The sequence below is a fragment of the Streptomyces hygroscopicus genome (genome assembly GCF_026168105.1).
Lineage (GTDB): Bacteria > Actinomycetota > Actinomycetes > Streptomycetales > Streptomycetaceae > Streptomyces > Streptomyces hygroscopicus_D.
The window spans coordinates 1-17,526 of record NZ_LBMW01000032.1 but is presented as its reverse complement, the minus strand read 5'-3'; the positions used below and the strand labels follow the sequence as shown (position 1 = coordinate 17,526).

At 72.7% G+C, this 17,526-nt stretch carries 14 protein-coding genes; 6 read left to right on the top strand and 8 right to left on the bottom strand.

Annotated elements, in window-relative coordinates; translation table 11 throughout:
* The first annotated feature begins 42 nt into the window (after positions 1-42).
* A complete protein-coding gene (locus AAW14_RS26635; protein ID WP_265566480.1) occupies positions 43-966 on the top strand; it encodes a hypothetical protein in 924 nt (307 codons plus the stop codon).
* Between the two features lie 94 nt (positions 967-1,060).
* Here AAW14_RS26635 and AAW14_RS26630 read toward each other — a convergent pair whose 3' ends face one another.
* The 4 genes from AAW14_RS26630 to AAW14_RS26615 form a co-directional block, all read right to left on the bottom strand.
* A complete protein-coding gene (locus AAW14_RS26630) occupies positions 1,061-2,554 on the bottom strand; it encodes a phytoene desaturase family protein (RefSeq protein ID WP_265566479.1) in 1,494 nt (497 codons plus the stop codon).
* A gap of 457 nt (positions 2,555-3,011) precedes the next feature.
* Positions 3,012-3,644, bottom strand: a complete 633-nt coding sequence (locus AAW14_RS26625) for a TetR/AcrR family transcriptional regulator (RefSeq protein WP_265566478.1) — start codon at positions 3,642-3,644, stop codon at positions 3,012-3,014.
* A 56-nt stretch (positions 3,645-3,700) separates the two neighbouring features.
* Positions 3,701-5,785 carry a YhgE/Pip domain-containing protein gene (locus AAW14_RS26620; protein ID WP_265566477.1) on the bottom strand — a complete coding sequence of 695 codons (2,085 nt, stop codon included), beginning with the start codon at positions 5,783-5,785 and terminating at the stop codon, positions 3,701-3,703.
* On the bottom strand, positions 5,757-6,737 hold the full coding sequence (locus tag AAW14_RS26615) for an ATP-binding cassette domain-containing protein (protein ID WP_265566476.1): 981 nt from the start codon (positions 6,735-6,737) through the stop codon (positions 5,757-5,759). The genes AAW14_RS26620 and AAW14_RS26615 overlap by 29 nt, the downstream gene beginning before the upstream one ends.
* Positions 6,738-6,937: 200 nt before the next feature.
* Between AAW14_RS26615 and AAW14_RS26610 the strand changes: the two genes are divergently transcribed.
* The 3 genes from AAW14_RS26610 (at position 6,938) to AAW14_RS26600 (ending at position 9,113) form a co-directional block, all read left to right on the top strand.
* Positions 6,938-7,477 (top strand): SAV_6107 family HEPN domain-containing protein, encoded by a 540-nt coding sequence (locus AAW14_RS26610; RefSeq protein WP_265566475.1) that lies wholly within the window; start codon positions 6,938-6,940, stop codon positions 7,475-7,477.
* 204 nt (positions 7,478-7,681) lie between these two features.
* Complete coding sequence (locus AAW14_RS26605; protein ID WP_265566474.1) at positions 7,682-8,452, top strand: methyltransferase; 771 nt, start codon at positions 7,682-7,684, stop codon at positions 8,450-8,452.
* A 277-nt stretch (positions 8,453-8,729) separates the two neighbouring features.
* Positions 8,730-9,113, top strand: coding sequence for a DUF3040 domain-containing protein (locus tag AAW14_RS26600; protein ID WP_265566473.1), 384 nt, complete (start codon positions 8,730-8,732; stop codon positions 9,111-9,113).
* Positions 9,114-9,511: 398 nt separating this feature from the next.
* Here the strand turns inward: AAW14_RS26600 and AAW14_RS26595 are convergent, their stop codons facing one another.
* From AAW14_RS26595 to AAW14_RS26580, 4 genes are all read right to left on the bottom strand, one after another.
* Complete coding sequence (locus AAW14_RS26595) at positions 9,512-12,001, bottom strand: transglutaminase TgpA family protein (protein WP_265566472.1); 2,490 nt, start codon at positions 11,999-12,001, stop codon at positions 9,512-9,514.
* Positions 11,998-13,356, bottom strand: a complete 1,359-nt coding sequence (locus AAW14_RS26590) for a DUF58 domain-containing protein (protein ID WP_265566471.1) — start codon at positions 13,354-13,356, stop codon at positions 11,998-12,000. Before AAW14_RS26590 ends, AAW14_RS26595 begins: the two co-directional genes overlap by 4 nt.
* Positions 13,356-14,384 (bottom strand): AAA family ATPase, encoded by a 1,029-nt coding sequence (locus AAW14_RS26585; protein WP_265566470.1) that lies wholly within the window; start codon positions 14,382-14,384, stop codon positions 13,356-13,358. Before AAW14_RS26585 ends, AAW14_RS26590 begins: the two co-directional genes overlap by 1 nt.
* 274 nt (positions 14,385-14,658) lie before the next feature.
* Positions 14,659-15,201 (bottom strand): beta-class carbonic anhydrase, encoded by a 543-nt coding sequence (locus tag AAW14_RS26580; protein WP_265566469.1) that lies wholly within the window; start codon positions 15,199-15,201, stop codon positions 14,659-14,661.
* Between the two features lie 440 nt (positions 15,202-15,641).
* Between AAW14_RS26580 and rsmH the strand changes: the two genes are divergently transcribed.
* Together rsmH and AAW14_RS26570 are read left to right on the top strand one after the other, a co-directional pair.
* A complete protein-coding gene (gene rsmH, locus AAW14_RS26575) occupies positions 15,642-16,598 on the top strand; it encodes a 16S rRNA (cytosine(1402)-N(4))-methyltransferase RsmH (RefSeq protein ID WP_265566468.1) in 957 nt (318 codons plus the stop codon).
* A 210-nt stretch (positions 16,599-16,808) separates the two neighbouring features.
* Positions 16,809-17,426, top strand: a complete 618-nt coding sequence (locus AAW14_RS26570; protein WP_265566467.1) for a septum formation initiator family protein — start codon at positions 16,809-16,811, stop codon at positions 17,424-17,426.
* The last annotated feature ends 100 nt before the right edge of the window (positions 17,427-17,526 follow it).

Below are 17,526 nucleotides of genomic sequence, written 5' to 3'. Positions count from 1 at the left end.
CATTTGACACACTGCGTTGCGGCAACTGGGAGAGGGGCGTACATGGGCTGGACGGTCCTCTACATCGCGTTCGGCGTCGTCGCGCTGTGGCTGCTCGGCGAGGTGCTGCTGCAGTACAAGGCGCGCCTGCGCTGGCGGCTGCTGGCATTCGTCGGCTTCCTCGGCGTCGTCTTCGGCGTCCTGATCCCCTCCGTGCTGGTCATCGGCCTCGGTGCGGCCGCGTTCGCGGTCGGACAGACCTATGTCACGCTGTCGTTCCGCCGTGGCTTCGTGGCCGGCTGGGCCGTCGGCAACCGTCCGCGCGAGGAGGGGGGCAGCAGCAAGCGCCGCCGGGGCGAGCCCGCCCGTGAGGACGCGGCCCCGGAGACCCCCGACCTCGAGCCGACCGCCGGTACGTACCGCCAGAACAACGCGTACGACGACGATCACGACGACGTCTTCAACCGGCCGCAGCCCGCCGAGACCGCGGCGGAGGCGACCGCCGTGTACGAGCCGCAGCCACTGCCCGAGGACACCGGCTCCTACGGCGTCTACACCGGCGCGGCGTACGCGGCCGCGACGGACGCCTCCTACGGAGGTTCCGGTGTCGGCCCGGGCCAGGCCCAGGACCAGCAGGCCTACGCCTACGACGGCTACTCCGGATACGGCCAGCAGCAGTACGGCTACGACAACGGCCAGCAGCAGTACACCGGCTACTCCGACCCGTACCTCGGCGCGCAGGGCTACGGCGGCGGTTCGTACGACACCACGTACGGCGGCCAGCAGGAGTACGGGCAGCAGACGTACGGCCAGGACCAGTACGGGACCGGCGTCTACGGCCAGACGCCGCCCGGTGGTGTCTGGGTGCCCCAGCAGCGCACCACCGACGACGCCTCCGGCGGCGAACTCCCGCCCGAGCAGCACTACCCCTACCAGGGCAACGGCACGGCACAAGGCCAGGGCTTCGACGAGCACTATCGCTTCTGACCGACCGCGGTCGTGATCGCCAAAGGGCCCGGTGCCGAGCGCCGGGCTCTCGGCGCGTCAGGGTCTCAGCGCACCACCGGACGCACCCGGCGCCTCACTGCGAGCCCCGGAAGTCCGGACCCTCCACGATGAGCCCGGCCACCAGGGCGCCCGACATGCCGGCGTGGGGCAGACCGCCGCCCGGGTGCGACCAGCCGCCGACCGTGAACAGGCCCGGCACGCGGGTGCTGTTGGACGGGTGCAGCAGACGGCCACCGGCCGCGGCCAGGGCCGGTGCGGGAACCGCGCCGCCGGGCGCGCCGGTGTCCTCGGCGACGTCGGCCGGATGCCGCACCTCCCTCCACAGGAGGCGGTCGCCAAGACCGGGTATCGCGCGCTCGGCGGCACCGACGATCCGGTCCACGTCGGAGTCGGAGACGCTCTGTCCCGAGGGCGCCGTGACCGTCAGCGTGACCGCCTCGTGCCCGGCGTCGGGCACCAGCGCGGGGTCGTCCGGACGCAGCACGGTCACCGTCGGGGCGGCCGGAAGCCCGGCCGGTTCGCCGAAGAGCCGCTCCAATTCGTCCTCCCGGTCGGGCGTGTGGACCACCGTCCGGTGCGCGGTGCCCTCCGGCCGGCCGCCGCGCAGCGCCAGCAGCAGCGTCAGACGGCTGGGCATCGCGCGCTGCGCCGTGACCGCGTCCGCACCCCGCGCGGCCGTCCCCGGCATCAGGCGGTCCAGCACACCCCGCGCGACCCCGGCCACCACATGGTCCGCATCCGCCACCGTCCCGTCCGCCAGCTCCACCCCCGCGGCCCGGCCGTCCTTCTCGACGATCCCCGTGACCTCGGCGCCGAAGACGAACTCCACCCTCCGGTCCAGGCACCGCTCGTACACGGCGCGCGCCAACTCCCTGATGCCGCCGCGCACATACCAGGTACCGAACGCGTGCTCCATGTACGGCAGCACGGCCGCGCTCGCCGGAGCGGTCCGGGGATCCAGGCCGTACGCCAGGGCATGGCACTCCAGAAGGGCCGCGAGCCGAGGGTCGCGCAACTCCCAGGCGCCGACCTCCGCGAGTGTCCCGGCCCGCCGGGTGCGCAGCAGCTTCTTGTGCGGCACCGCCGGATACGGCTCGCGCTCGGCGAGCACCGGCCAGTTGGGCCACAGCGGCTCCTCCAGGAGCGGCCGACGCGTACGGTCCCAGGCTTCGCGGGCCCGCACCAGGAAGTCGCCCCAGCGACCGCCGCTGCCCCCGCCCAGTGCCGTGTCCAGCGCGGAGACGGCCCCCGCCCGCGAGGCGTTCGGCAGCGAGACCTCCGAGCCGTCCGCGAACATGTGCCGCGACGACGGGTCGACCTGGACCAGCTCGACGCAGGACTCCAGCGGCTCCTTGCCGGTCTTGACGAACAGATCGCGGTACACCGCGGGAAGCGGCAGCAGACCCGGGCCGGTGTCGAAGGAGAAGCCGTCGCGCGTGAAACGGCGCACCGCGCCTCCGTACGTCCGCGTACGTTCGTACACCACCACCCGGTGGCCCGCGACGGCCAGCCGGGCGGCGGCCGCCATCGCGCCCGTCCCGGCGCCGATCACCGCAATCCGTGCCATGTCCGCGACTCTATCGGCCGCCACCGACAATCCGGCCGTGCGCCCCTGACCAGCGGTTTCGTCGGGCTGTAGCGTTCTCGCCGCCGAGTGGGCGAGTGCCGGCGCGGGCCCCGAAGCCCGTCGGCCGCCCCAGGAGTGTCCTGGGGATGAGCGCGCGGACATGAGTATCCGTACCTAGGCGATGAGATGAGTACGCGCGCGGATGGGGGCCGACCTGCGCGAACGAGAGAGTGGAGACACGGAAAGGGGTGCGGCTCCGGCACCGCCGACACGGGGCGGCGGAACGGCGCCCGCCCTTGGCCGCTCCTTCCGTCGGCCAGTCCGGCGGAAGCGAGACAGGGGGAGACCCGGGGGAACGACCGAACGGGGATCAACGGGGGAGCACGAGGGAGCGCCGGTTCCGGGTGGCCCGCGGGGGACGCGGCCCACCCGGACCGGCGCTTTCGTCCAGTGCGGCCTACCGGCTGCCGCTCACACGCCCCTGCAGCAGCCGCGACAGCGACGCGTGGACGTCGTCCAGGGAGCGCTCCGGCTGGAACGACTGCCAGTCCAGGGCCGCCACCAGCACCATGCCCACCAGCGCGGCGGCCGTCAGCGGGATGTCGATCTCGTCGCTGAACTCACCGTTCGCCACGCCCTCGCGCAGCACGCACTCGATGACCGCGACGACCTGCTGCCTGACCACCATGAGCGTGGACTGCCAGGCCCGGTTGGTGCGCCACAGCTCGGCCACGTAGAGCTGGGTGAAGGCCGGGTAGCGGGCGATGAAGCCGAGTCCCGCGCGGATCATCGCGTCCAGGGCGTCCACCTTGGTGCCGCCGGCCCGATCGGTGGTGTCGGCCGCCTCCTGGAGGGACGCGGTGAGGAGTCCCACACCGTGCCGCAGCAGCTCCTCGAAGAGGACGGACTTGCTCGCGAAGTTGTAGTAGACCGTGCCCTTCGCGACCCCGGCGCGTTCGGCGATCTCGTCGACGGTGGTCGCGGAGAACCCCTGTTCCGCGATGAGAGTGACGGCCGCCTCGTAGAGCTTCTGCCGGGTCGCCTCACGGCGGCTCGAGCCGCCTCCCGCGGCGGCGCTGCTGCGTTCCATGGCCCTGATTGTCACAGGCACCGCCTCCTCGGAGGGCACAGGCCCGGCCATGGCCGTCACAGGCTCAGCTCCGGGTGCAGCCGGTCGAGCGTCCACACCTGCCGCTGGCGGGCCGACAGGGCGGTGAGCGCGAGAGCGCCCGCGGTGAACGCCGCCAGCACGGCGCACGCCTGCCACACCGGCCCGAGACCGCCGCCCGTGATGAGCCTCCGGAGCGCCTCGACGACGTAACTCATCGGCAGGAAGGGGTGGATGGCGTTGAAGAAGCCGGGACTTGTCTGCACGGGGTACGTGCCGCCGGCCGACGTCAACTGGAGCATCAGCAGTGCGAGGACGAGGATCCGGCCCGCCGCGCCGAAACGTGCGTTCAGCCACTGGACGATCGCCCCGAAGCACGCCGCCACCAGGAACAGGAAGCCGATCGTCCCGGCCGCACGCATCATCTGCAGACCGATCGCCCAGTGCAGCACCGCCATGAGGGCGGCCGTCTGCAGCACGCCCACGGCGGCCACCGGCAGCCAGCCCGCAAGCGCGATGCGCCAGGCCGAGGCGCCCGCGGCGAGCGCGCGCCGGTTCAGCGGCGGGATGAGCATGTACGCCACCATCGCGCCCACCCACAGGGACAGCGGGATGAAGTACGGGGCGAAGCCGGTGCCGTAGTTGGGTGCCTTGTGCAGGGCCCTGGAGGCGAGTTGCACCGGGTCGGACATGACCTGGGTGCGCTGGTCGCGGTCCTGCTTGCCGTAGTCGGGGATCTTCCCCGCGCCGTCGTGCAGTCCGCCGGCGAGCTTCCCCGAGCCGTCGACGAGCTTGTACATGCCTCCGTTGAGGTCGACCGCCCCGCTCGACAGCTTGCCGACGCCCGCGTCCAGGTCCGCCGCGCCGGTCCTGGCGGTGCCGAGGCCGGTGTGCAGCTTCTCGGCCCCCTGGGCGACCTCGGCCGCGCCCTTGTTGAGCGCGTCGACCTTGGTGACCGCGTCGTCGAGGTTCTCGGAGAGGTGCGGTGCGGCCTGGGCGAGCGCCCGAGCCTGCTGCTGGAGGGTCGCGAGGTCCTTCTGCATGGCGGTCATGTCGCGGTGGTAGTCCTGCACCACGGTGTTCACGTCGCCCGCGAGCCGTGCGGCCTCGGCCGCCGCGTCCTTCGCCTTCTTGAGGTCGTCGCACGCGGGGTCGGGCACGAGCTGCCCGGTGCAGCGACTGGAGTATACCGCGTCCAGCGTCTCGGACGCCTTGCGGGTGCCGTCCGCCGCGACCGGGGCCGTGGTGACGAACGTGTCGAGGTGGCCGCTGATCACACCCGCCGAATCGGCCACCAGCGTCGCTGTGTCGGCGATCTGCCTGCCGTTGTCCCGCAGGAAGGGCCGCACCTGGTCGGCAGCCCCGTGGACCCGGTCGGCCAGCGCCTGTGTGCCGTCCGCGACCTGCTGCGCGCCGTCCCGGAGGTCGCCCGCGCCCGTGTCGAGCTTGTTCACACCGCTCGACAGCTTTCCGCTGCCCTGCTTGGCCTCCCCGAGCCCGTCGGCGAGGTCCTTCGAGCCCTTCTCGGCCTTCCCGATCCCGCCCGTGAGCTGGTCGGCGCCCTTGGCGGCCTTCATGGTCGCCCCGTGGATGTCCGAGAACGAGATGAAGATCTTGTCCAGGAACGACCGCGAGGCCTTCGTGGAGGCCGCCGCGCGCACCTCGTTGAACACCGTCTTGGAGATCTGCCCGACGATGTAGTTGTTCGCGTCGTTCGTGCGCACCTGCAGGGCGCCGGTCTCGGGGGAGTGCCCGGAGCTGGAGCCGATCCGCTCACTGAAGTCGGACGGCATGGTCAGGGACAGGTAGTACGTGCCGTCCTCGACGCCCTTCCTGGCCTCGGCGGAGCTCACCTCGTGCCAGTCGAAGGTGTCGCTCTTGCGCAGCCCCTGGACGAGGTCGTCGCCCGCGCTGAGTCTGTGGCCGGCCACCGTCGCCCCCTTGTCGTCGTTGACGAGCGCCACGGGGATGCGGTCGAGCCGCCCGTACGGGTCCCAGAACGACCACAGGTACAGGGCGCCGTACAGCAGCGGCAGCAGCAGGAGGGCAACCAGCGCCGCACGGGGCAGCTTCCCCCTGCCGAACCGCCTGAGCTCAAGCGCGGCCAGTTTCGGCGAGCGCATCCGCTGTCTCCTTGTCGTTGTCGTCGCCGTCGTCGGACGGCTCGTCGGTGGTGCCCTCCACGCGCGCGTCCCGCTCGCCGCGCACGGCGTGCGGCGGGTCCTGTTCGCAGCGCGCGGCAGGCGGAGAGTCCTCGTGGTGGCCCGGTCGTACGCCGTCTTCGGGCGTGCTGCCCTCTTCGGGCCTGCTGCCGCCTGCGGGTGTGGACCTGCCGTCGGATGTGGTGCCGCCGTCGGGTGTGGTGCCGCCGTCGGGTGTCGTCGACACCACGACCGCGCCCTCGGGGGCCTCGGCGCACACCGCGAGGACAGTGGTGCCGCCCTCGGCGATCGACCTCAACAGGTCCCAGGCCTCGGTCCGTTCGGCGTCGGACAACTTCAGGTCGGTGTCGTCGACGGCCAGCAGACGCGGACGGCCGAGCAGGGCCAGGGCCACGGACAGCCGCAGACCCTCCAGACGCTCCAGATCGCGTACGGCGGTCCGGGTGCCCTTGGGCAGCGTCCGCGGGTCGAGCCCCGCGGCGGCGAGCGCCGTCTCGATCCGGCGCCCCGTCTCGGCCGCCCTCTCGGCACGCGGCCGCAGCAGGGCCCGCAGGGAGTCCCCGAACCGGGCTTCCAGCAGGGCCCGTTCGTGTAGGTGCTCGCCGACGGTCAGCGCCGGGTCGAGGTCGGTGACGCCCGGCACATGGGCGAGCGCGCTGATCCGGCGGACCGCGGACATCTCCTTGGGCAGGCGGTGCGCCCCGACCGTGGCGTGCCCCTCGCTCGGTTTCATCCTCCCGGTCAGCGCGAGCAGCAGACAGGTCCGTCCGGAGCCCGAGGGCCCCGCCACGGCGATGATTGAGCCGGGCTCCGCGTCGAAGCCGACGCCCCGGAACGCCCAGCCTCGCGGTCCTTTGAGCCCGAAGTCCGCGGCGCCGACGGCTACCCCCGGTGCCGCCTCCTGCGTGTGCATGTTCCCCTCGGTCCCCTCGTTCCCCTGACAGGGCGGGCCGGTCGGGGCCCGCACCTGTTTTGAACTGACTGGTCAGTGCAAAAACTACCCCGAACCCATGAACGAAGCAAAAGCCCAGGTCAGAACGGATTGTCAGTGCCATACCGCACGATGGGCACATACGGCCACAGTGCCGTCACACAGACGACAGGAGGTTCGTCATGGCCAGTCACCACGCAGCCGCCGCACGCCGGCGGCGCGGCATCGGCCCTGCCCCCTCACTGACCGGCCCGGCGAGCGACGTGCACCCGGTGCTGCGCCGGGCCACGGCCCCGCCCGCGGCGCTCGACCTGCTCGCCCAGGCCCGCGCCGGACTCGAGGAGGCGGCCGTCCTCGAAACGCCCAACGAGCGGTATGCGACGGCCCATCTGGCGGCCCTGCGCACGGCGGCCGCCGTGCTCGCCGCGCGCGGACGCCCGGAGCCCACGGTGCGACGCCGGGCCAGGATCAGGAGCGCCTGGGAAGTGCTCCCCGAGATTGCGCCCGAACTCACCGAGTGGAGTGCGCTGTTCGCCTCCGGCGCCTCCCGCCGCGCCCGCGCCGAGGCCGGCATCCGGGGCGCGGCCGGCACCCGCGACGCGGACGACCTGATACGGGACGTGGCGATGTTCCTGCGTCTGGTCGAGCGGATGCTGATCCTCCAGCCGGTGCTCCCGCAGCCGCGCAAGGAGGGGGACCGGGAGATCCCGGACGCGGGCTGAGCCCATGTGCCGGGGGCCGTTGGCCGGGGCGCGCCCGGCCCGCGCGGGCCCGCCCGGGAGGCGATGTGGGTCGGGGCTCGGGGCACGGCGCTGGAGGCAATAGGGTGGAGGCGCCTGAAGCCTTTCGCCCTGGTACCGGGGCAGGAGGGCCGTCCGATCGCTCCGCCGTACCCCAGGCGGTGCCGCGCCGAGGAGTCAACTGCCGTGTCGGACCCGATGCGCCCCCGCGCCTCTCTCCGTACCGCCGTGGTCTGGGAGGTCCTCAAGGACGCCCTCGACCGCCGCGTCAAGGCCACGGGGCGGGACGTGCTGGACGTGCTCGACACCGGCGGCGGCAGTGGCAACTTTGCCGTGCCCGTTGCCCGCCTCGGTCACCGTGTCACGGTCGTCGACCCCAGCCCGAATGCGCTGTTCGCCCTCGAGCGCCGGGCCGCCGAAGCCGGTGTGGCCGACCGGGTCCAGGGTGTCCAGGGCGATGCCCACGGCCTCTTCGATGTGGTCGAGCGCGGCGGCTACGACGTGGTGCTGTGCCACGGCGTCCTGGAGTACGTGGACGACCCTGCCGAAGGCGTCCGCAACGTGGTCGCCGCGCTGCGCCCCGACGGCGTGCTGAGCCTGCTGGCCGCGGGTCTCGGCGGTGCCGTGCTCGCGCGGGCCCTCGCCGGGCACTTCAAGGAGGCCAAGCAGGCCCTGGAGGACCCGAACGGCCGCTGGGGCGAGGGCGACCCGGTGCCGCGCCGCTTCACCACCGAGCAGCTCACCGCGCTCGTCCAGGACGCGGGCCTGCGTGTCGGCGCCGTACACGGTGTCCGGGTCTTCGCGGACCTCGTGCCCGGGGTCCTGGTCGACACGGAACCCGGCGCCCTGGAGGCGCTGCTCAAGCTGGAGGCGGCGGCAGCCGAGGTCCCCGCGTTCCACTCCGTCGCCACGCAACTCCATGTCCTCGGCGAGACGCAGGGGGCGTTCGGGGACTGAGCCGCCTCCCGTGACGCGCCGCTGATCAGCGGCTTGGCGGCGGATGGAGTACGCCACACGCCCCCCGATCGGGCGGTCCGCGCCGTATGATCGAGGGAGACCGCCCGGCATGACGGGTCGGCCGCCGGGGAATGGAAGCCTCAGCGAGCCGGGACGGCCATGGCGGTCTCCGGTTGGCCAATTGGCGCAGAGGGGCGGGTTTCAAGGGGGCGATTCCCTGCCTATCCTGAAGGGGACCCCCCGGTCGCCCCGGCGACTGCACGATGAGGAGGACTCCGTGCCGCTCTCGGAGCACGAGCAGCGAATGCTCGAGCAGATGGAGCGAGCGCTGTACGCCGAAGATCCCAAGTTCGCGACAGCGCTTGAGGGAAGCGGGCTGCGTACCTACACCCGGCGACGGGTCTACCAGGCGGCGGCGGGCTTCCTGGTGGGTATCGCGCTCCTCATGGCCGGAATGGTCGCACAGCGGATCTGGATCAGCGTGGTCGGGTTTCTCGTCATGCTGGGCTGCGCGGTGCTCGCCGTGACCAGTTGGCGCAAGGTCCCCAAGCCGGGCGAGCAGGGAGTACCGGGCGTCCGCAGGCAGGTCCGGCAGCGACGCTCCATGATGGACCGCATCGAACAACGCTGGCAGCGACGCCGGGACGAGCAGGGCCACTAGCCCTCCGGCCCCCCGGGCGACAACCGAAGACATACGCACAGGGGGCGACCACCGACGAGGTGGTCGCCCCCTGTTGGCACGCTCGCACGCTCGGACGCGTCGACGGACAGGGAGGCCGCCGGGCGCGGGCCCGCCCCGGCCTTCGCATGTGCTGCGATCCCTCCGGCGTTCCCCCCGACCGGTGCCGGGCAGAGGTACGCGAAGCAAATGCCGGGCACTCTCCGGCGTTCCCCCCGACCGGTGCCGGGCAGAGGTACGCGAAGCAAATGCCGGGCACTCTCCGGTGTTCCCCCGACCGGTGCCGGGCAGAGGTACGCGAAGCAACCGGAGCCGGACCGCGGACCACGTACGGCAGCCCGTCCGCCCTCGCCTTTCCGGAGCGGACGGGCTGCCGTACGTCAGCCGCCGCTCTGCTGCCCCGACGGGCGCCTCACCACGGTCGCCCAGCGTGCCCAGCGCGCGGCCCAGCGGGCCCTGACCGCCGCCCAGCGGTCGCCGACGGTCCACACGGCACGTACGGCCGAGCGCGGTGCCACGACCGCACGCACCCGGGACCGCCGGCTGACCGTGGACCGCAGCGCCACCCGCAGCGTGTGCACATCGTCGACCAGACCGGCCCGGGGGCGCGGCTGCGGGGCGTAGAGCGCCTGCTCCACGGCACGGGCCACCCGGTGCACGGCGTCGGCCGTCGGCGCGTCCAGCCGGCCGAGGCGCACGATCCGCTCGGCGGCCTTCCGCGGGGTCAGTGCGTCGTCCGGGGCTATGCCGTAGTCCCAGGCCGTGTCCGTGAGCTCGCGCCACACGGCCAGGGTGTGTCCCACGACCCGCTCGGTCATCCCGTCCGGGTACCGCTCACCCTGCGGGACACTCTCCCCGGTCTCGGCCACCCCCTGCTCCCGGGCCGACGGCGGAGCGGACGACGCGTGCCGGGCGGAAGCCAGCCGCACCGACCGGCTCCTGAGCCGCCACAGCATCGGCGCAAGCGGCACCGTCACCACGGCCAGCCCCAGCAGCGTCCAGGCGAGGATCTGGTACCACGGCGGTCCGTCGTTCCCGGAGCCCGCCGCGGCGTGCGTGGACTGGGCCGGGCACGCCTGAAGCTTCCGCATCGTCGCCGAGCAGCTCTCGCTCGCCGACGGCGCGACGGACGTCACCGTGGACGACGACAGCGACGGCCGCGGTACGACCGGGTTGTCCCCGGTCGGCGTGTCCGACTGCGTGTACGTCGGCGTCGACCCACGGTTGGGGGTCGGCTCGAAGCGGGTCCAGCCCACGCCCTCGAAGTACAGCTCGGGCCATGCGTGCGCGTCCCGCAGCCCCACCGACATCGAGCCGTCGGCCTGGGGCGAACCGGGGGTGAAGCCCACCGCCACCCGCGCCGGTATCCCCAGCGTCCGCGCCATGGAAGCCATCGCGAAGGAGAAGTGCACGCAGAAGCCCTGCTTCTCCTTCAGGAACCGCGCGATCGCGCCCGCCCCGCTGCCGGCCTCCACCTGGGTGCTGTAGGTGAACCCGCCGTTGGCCGCGAAGTAGTCCTGGAGCTTGACCGCCTCCTCGTAGTGGTTGGCCGAGCCCGCGGTCACCCTGCGGGCCGTCTGTGCCACCACCGCAGGCAGGGACGCGGGCACCTTCGTGAACTCGCGCTTCAGCGCCGGGGGCGGCTCGGGCGCCGTCGCCAGCTGCTGCGCGGTCGGCTGCACGATCAGGCTTTTGACGTCGTACTGCAACCCCTGCGTGTTCTGCCCGTGGTCGCCGACAAGGGTGCGGCCCACCGGCTCGTACCGCCAGCTGCCCTTGATCTTCACGCCTGTCGCGGGGTAGGGCATCGGCAGCCAGTCCTGGGCGTACCAGCCCGCCGCCGAGATCTTCGTGTCGATCTCGGTCCGCCGCACACCGCCCGCGAGACCGGCCGGCGTGGGCCACGCTTCCGGCACGGCGGTGATGTGCCGCTGCGCGGGCTTCCAGGTCGTACCGTCGAAGTCGTCCAGGGCGACGATCCGCAGATACATGTCCTGGGTGTTGTCCGTGTTGGTGCGGTACACCATCACCTGGCGGTCCTGGTTCACGTTCAGGCTGTCGCGCAGCGACACCAGGGGGTTGACCGCGGAGATCGTGTTGCCGTCGCCGATGCCCGCTCCGACGCCGTCCCCCGCGCCGTTCAGCAGTCCGCCCTCCAGTGAGGGCAGGGCGAGCGGCACCACCAGGGCGATGCCCAGCGCGACCGCGCCGATGCGCCGCCCGCTGCGGACGGGGGCGAGGGCACCGCCGGAGTCCGGGCCCGTGGTCCGGGGCGCGCCACTGAAGACACGTCCCCACTGGGAGAGCCGGTCCCGGCTCTCGGCCAGCAACAGCATCAGATAGCCGCCCGCGGCACCGAGGAACCACAGCCAGTCGGCACCGCCCTGGGAGAGGCCCGCGGCCACCGAGTACAGCGCGAGCAGCGGAAGTCCGGCCGGTGCCGCGGCGCGGAAGGTCACCGCCAGTGCGTCCACCAGGAAGGCGATCAGCAGAACCCCGCCGACGATCATCAGCCGGATCCCCGGGGTCAGCGGCGCCGGGATCGCATACCGCCCTACGTCCTCCGAGCCCGACTGCAGCAGCACCCCGAGGTGGCGCAGCGCCTGGGGCCCGGGGAGGAACCCGGCGATCGACTGGGCCCGGGCGAAGGTCAGCGTGAGCAGCATCAGGCCGGCTGCCGCCTGGCAGACGAGGGTCAGGGGGCGCGCCAGCGGGACCCGCCGGGTCAGCGCCCCCACACCGGTCTGCACCGCCACCAGGATCGCCGCCTCGAAGATCCAGGTCGCCGGGGTCACCAGCGGCAGCAGGGCGCACGCCGCCATCAGCGTGGCCGCCGCGGCACACAGCGCCAGCCGCGCACGCCCGCTCATGACCGTCCCTCCGCCCCGCTCACGACGCCCACGCCCGTACGCAGCCGGTCCGCCTCGCGCCACAGCTCCGTCAGCGAGGCGCCCCGGGGCACCGTCAGCGCGGTCCAGCCCGCCTCACGCAGCATCCGCACCCGGTCCTCACTCCGGTTCAACGCGCCCGGCACATCGGTCGGTTCGCGCACCCAGGCGTCGCCGTCCAGCAGAAAGGCCAGCGCGCCGCCGCTGCGTCTGCTCATCCTGGCGGCCATCGCGGCCTGCTCCTCGTCGAGATCGCCGAAGAACGCCACCAGCATTCCCTCGTTGCCTCCGCGCAGCACCTCGTAGGCGCGTGACAGGGCCGTGCCGTCCGAGTGGTCGATCACCGCGAGCGTGTCCATCAACAGCCCGGCCGCGTCCGCGGACTCCTGGCTGGCGCCCGCGAACCCGTCCGCGCCCTCGCCCGGCACCGAGCTGCCGGTGTCGGTCAACAACCGCACGGAGAAGCCCCGTTCGAGCATGTGGACCAGAGTGGATGCCGCGCCCCCCACCGCCCATTCGAAGGCCGAGTCCGGGCCCGCGCCCTGGAAGGCGATTGCCCGGGTGTCGAGCAGCACCGTGCAGCGGGCCCGCTGCGGCTGCTCCTCGCGGCGCACCATCAGCTCGCCGTAGCGTGCGGTGGAGCGCCAGTGCACGCGGCGCAGGTCGTCGCCGTACCGGTACCCGCGCGGGATCACGTCGTCCTCGCCGGCCAGCGCCAGCGAGCGCTGCCGCCCGTCGCCGTACCCCTTCGCCTCGCCGGTCAGCCGGACCGGGGGGAGCGGCTCCACGCGCGGGATGACCGTCAGGGTGTCGTACGACGAGAAGGAGCGGGTCAGTTCGCACAGCCCGAACGGGTCGGTCAGGCGCAGCTGGAGCGGGCCAAGCGGATAGCGGCCGCGAAGGTCCGAGCGCACCCGGTAGGACACCTCCCGGCGGCCGCCCGGCTCCACCCGGTCCAGCACGAACCGGGGACGCGGCCCGAGCACGTACGGCACCCGGTCCTGGAGCATCAGCAGTCCGGTGGGCAGCCGCGAGACGTTGTCCATCCGCAGATGGACCCGGGCCTCGGAGCCGGCGGGGACGCGGGAGGGGGAGAGCCGGCGGCTGCCGGAGACCCGGTACCGCGTGCGGTACAGCACCGTGACGCACACCAGGGGCAGCACCGCGAGCAACAGCCCGACCCGCAGCAGATCGGCCTGGCCCAGCACGTACGCGCAGATCGCGGCCGCAATGCCGGCGGCCAGGAAAGAGCGCCCGCGCGTGGTCAGTCCGGCGAGCGCGGTGCGCAGCCCGCCTCCCTCCTCCTCGGCGGTGCGCGTCGTCCCCCCGTACGCCATCACAGCCTCCGGGGCGGCTGCTGGCCGAAGCCACGGCTCATCGTGAGGCCGGACTGCTGCTGGGGCGACGCGGGCACCGGGGTGCGCTGCAGGATCTCCTGGACGACCTGCTCCGCCGTACGCCGGTTGAGCTGGGCCTGCGCGGTGGGCAGCAGACGGTGGGCCAGCACGGCCACGGCGAGGGCCTGCACATCGTCCGGCAGCGCGTACTCCCGGCCGCTCAGGGCCGCGGATGCCTTCGCCGCGCGCAGCAGGTGCAGGGTGGCGCGCGGAGAGGCGCCGAGTCTGAGGTCGGGGTGCGTGCGCGTGGCGGCGACCAGGTCCACCGCATAGCGCCGGACCGGATCCGCGACATGGACGCCGCGGACGGCCTCGATCAGCTTCACGATCTCGTGCGCGTGCGCCACCGGCTGGAGGTCGTCCAGCGGGTTCACCCCGCCGTGGATGTCGAGCATCTGCAGCTCGGCGTCCGCGCTGGGGTAGCCGATGGAGACACGGGCCATGAAGCGGTCGCGCTGTGCCTCGGGGAGTGGGTAGGTGCCCTCCATCTCCACCGGGTTCTGGGTGGCGACCACCATGAAGGGGCTGGGCAGTTCGTAGGTCTTGCCGTCGATGGTGACCTGGCGCTCCTCCATCGACTCCAGGAGCGCGGACTGGGTCTTGGGCGAGGCGCGGTTGATCTCGTCGCCGATCACGATCTGGGCGAAGATCGCGCCCGGCTTGAACTCGAAGTCGCGGCGCTGCTGGTCCCAGATGGAGACGCCCGTGATGTCCGAGGGCAGCAGGTCGGGCGTGAACTGGATGCGTCGCACCGAGCAGTCGATGGAGCGCGCCAGCGCCTTGGCGAGCATGGTCTTGCCGACGCCGGGGACATCCTCGATCAGCAGATGTCCCTCGGCGAGCAGTACGGTCAGCGAAAGCCGTACGACCTCGGGCTTGCCCTCGATCACTCCCTCCACCGAGCTGCGGACTCGCTCCACAGTGGCGGTCAGATCACTAAGGCTCGCTCGATCGTCATAGGTCGTCACCCGGCCCTCCTCGGCCCGTTCTTTCTCCGGGCCGTCGCTCTGCGATGCTGACCGGCCCACCCCGAAACACGGACACCACGCGTGGATGGTTCCGCGTGATGCCACACCCGCATTCTTGTTGCCGTTACCGGTTCGTGTCACTCGCCTGTGGATAACTGGCTGCGATATGTCGGCCTTACGATCTTTTCGGCAGAGCCGAGCCGGGGTTTTTGCCCGAAAGAATGTTCGCGAAGTGGTGGAGTGGTGACGGGGTGGGGTGCCGGTGCCGGACGGGTTACGCCGGATCGATCTCCCGCAGCAGCCCCGTCTTCACGTCGAAGACGAACCCGCGCACGTCGTCGGTGTGCAGCAGGAACGGGGAGGTGCGCACGCGCTGCATCGACTGCCGTACGTCCTGGTCGACGTCGCGGAAGGCCTCGACCGCCCAGGCGGGGCGCTGGCCGACCTCCATCTCCAGCTCGTGCCGGAACTCCTCGGTCAGGGATTCCAGACCGCAGCCGGTGTGGTGGATGAGGACCACGCTGCGGGTCCCGAGCGCCCGCTGGCTGATGGTGAGGGAGCGGATCACGTCGTCGGTGACGACACCGCCCGCGTTGCGGATGGTGTGGCAGTCGCCCAGCTCGAGACCGAGCGCGGCGTGCAGGTCGAGCCGGGCGTCCATACAGGCCACGACCGCGACCCGCAGAACGGGCCGGGCGTCCATGCCGGGATCGGTGAACGCGGCGGCGTATCGCTGGTTGGCGTCCACGAGGCGGCCGGTGACGGAGCCGACTATGGCGCCTTCGGGATCGGTGGGTACGGATGCAGAAGTCGTCATACCCATGACGTTACTGGTCACCGTCGATCCGGGCCTGCTGTGAGAGGGGACAAAGAACGCCACCCCGTCTTGTTGTGAGGTAACCCACACGAAAGCGGAACCTCCGCCGGACGGGCGAATGCCTTCGTGCCGCGCGGCCGCGACGGCCAGGGTGCGCGACGCGCAGGCCGGTTGATTGACCGCAAGACAGGGTGGACTAAAGTGACGCGAAGCGGGAGGCGAGACGCTCTCCCTGCGGACTGTTCACCCCGGAGGCATCGGCCGCGCGCCGGTATCTCCCCGCGTGCGCGGCGCGTACGTACGGCTCGGCCTCCTCCCGCACCCGGTCGGCTGACGCTCCGGCCCCGGCAGGCTTCCCTTTCGGCGGGGCAACCCGGAGTCGGCCGGGGAGGCGGGGGACCGGCCGTGCGGACCCGGCGCGCCGGATCTGAGAGGCCCCCTTGAGCAAGAGTCGACACGTGCCCGTCATGCTCCGGCAGTGTCTGGACATGCTGGCCCCGGCCCTCGCCGAGCCGGGGGCCGTCGTCGTCGACTGCACCCTGGGGCTCGGCGGCCACAGCGAGGCGCTCCTCACCCGGTTCCCCGAGGCCCGGCTCGTCGCGCTCGACCGCGACAAGGAGGCGCTGCGCCTGTCCGGGGAGCGGCTGGCCCCCTTCGGGGAGCGTGCCACGCTCGTGCACGCGATCTACGACGAACTCCCCGAAGTGCTCGACCGCCTGGGCATTGCGCGCGTCCAGGGCGTCCTCTTCGACCTCGGCGTCTCCTCCATGCAACTCGACGAAGCGGAACGCGGCTTCGCGTACGCGCAGGACGCCCCGCTGGACATGCGCATGGACCAGACCGCGGGCGTCAGCGCCGCCGAGGTCCTCAACACCTACCCGGCGGGCGAGCTCGTACGGATCCTGCGCGCCTACGGGGAGGAGAAGCAGGCCAAGCGGATCGTGTCGGCGATCGTGCGCGAGCGCGAGAAGGAGCCGTTCACGAACAGTGCGCGCCTCGTGGAACTGATCCGCGACGCGCTGCCGCAGGCGGCCAAGCGGACCGGCGGCAACCCGGCCAAGCGCACGTTCCAGGCGCTGCGTATCGAGGTCAACGGCGAACTCGCCGTTCTGGAAAGGGCGATCCCCGCGGCCGTCAGGGCCCTCGCCGTCGGCGGCCGGATCGCCGTCCTCTCCTATCACTCCCTCGAAGACCGCCTGGTCAAGCAGGTGTTCGCGGCCGGCGCCGCAACCACCGCTCCCCCCGGACTGCCAGTGGTCCCCGAGCGCTACCAGCCCCGGCTCAAGCTCCTCACGCGTGGTGCCGAACTTCCCAGCGAGGAAGAGGTCGCCGACAACCGCCGAGCGGCCCCGGCCCGCCTGCGCGGCGCCGAGCGCATCCGTGAGGACGCCGAGTGAGCCGGACGAAGGGGGCGGGCGAGTGAGCAGCAGACGCGAGCGGTACGCGGGCGCGCAGGCCGGCGAAGCGCGCCCGGCCCGGCCGGGTGCCCCCACCCCGACCCGCCCGAAGCAGCCCTCCACTCCCACCGGGCCGCCTGGCGCATCCCGGCACCGGGTGACGCACCGGGCGACAGGACACAGGGGCGGGGAAGCGCGGCGGGAGGGTGTGTGAGCAGGAAACCCGAACTCAGGGGGCGCGCCGCCCGGCTCGCGCGGCTGATTCCCGCCGGCGGTGGTAGCGGCGCCGCCCGTACCCCCTTCGTGCTGCTCGTCGTCGCGCTGCTCGGCGGCGGCCTCATCGGGCTGCTCGTGCTGAACTCCGCGCTCAGCGAAGGCGCCTTCAAGGTCGACGACCTGCAGAGGCAGACCAAGAGCCTCACCGACGAGGAGCAGGCTCTCCAACGGGACGTGGACGCCTACTCGGCCCCCGACGCCCTTCAGCGCCGCGCCCGCGAACTCGGCATGGTCCCGGGCGGCGACCCCGCCTTCCTCGGCCCGGGCGGCACCGTCAAGGGCGAACCGCAGGCCGCCGCCCAGCAGTCCTCGGTGAGCGGCGGGGCCCTGCGCCCGCCCGAGGTGCTCGATCCGTACCCGAGCCCGAAGGGTTCGCCGTTGCCCTCGCCCTCCCAGTCGCGGTCGCCCTCGCAGTCGCGGTCGCCCGCGCCGTCGCCGTCGCCGTCGCCATCGCAGAGGCAGTCGCCGTCGCGGAGCGCCCCCACGGCAGCCCGCGCCTCGGCCCCGCCCTCCACCCCGCCCGCACATCCCTCCGCGACCCACGGCAGGTGACGGAAGTGTCCGACAGGGAACCGCCCCGCCGTCGCGTGCCCGGCCCCGGTCGCCCCGCGCGACCAGACGCCCGGCGCCGTCCGGGCCCCGGGGCCCGCCC

Coding starts and splice junctions, on each gene's coding strand:
- AAW14_RS26635 (WP_265566480.1), top strand. CDS start 43: ATGGGCTGGACGGTCCTCTACATCGCGTTCGGCGTCGTCGCGCTGTGG.
- AAW14_RS26630 (WP_265566479.1), bottom strand. CDS start 2,554: ATGGCACGGATTGCGGTGATCGGCGCCGGGACGGGCGCGATGGCGGCC.
- AAW14_RS26625 (WP_265566478.1), bottom strand. CDS start 3,644: ATGGAACGCAGCAGCGCCGCCGCGGGAGGCGGCTCGAGCCGCCGTGAG.
- AAW14_RS26620 (WP_265566477.1), bottom strand. CDS start 5,785: ATGCGCTCGCCGAAACTGGCCGCGCTTGAGCTCAGGCGGTTCGGCAGG.
- AAW14_RS26615 (WP_265566476.1), bottom strand. CDS start 6,737: ATGCACACGCAGGAGGCGGCACCGGGGGTAGCCGTCGGCGCCGCGGAC.
- AAW14_RS26610 (WP_265566475.1), top strand. CDS start 6,938: ATGGCCAGTCACCACGCAGCCGCCGCACGCCGGCGGCGCGGCATCGGC.
- AAW14_RS26595 (WP_265566472.1), bottom strand. CDS start 12,001: ATGAGCGGGCGTGCGCGGCTGGCGCTGTGTGCCGCGGCGGCCACGCTG.
- AAW14_RS26590 (WP_265566471.1), bottom strand. CDS start 13,356: ATGGCGTACGGGGGGACGACGCGCACCGCCGAGGAGGAGGGAGGCGGG.
- AAW14_RS26580 (WP_265566469.1), bottom strand. CDS start 15,201: ATGACGACTTCTGCATCCGTACCCACCGATCCCGAAGGCGCCATAGTC.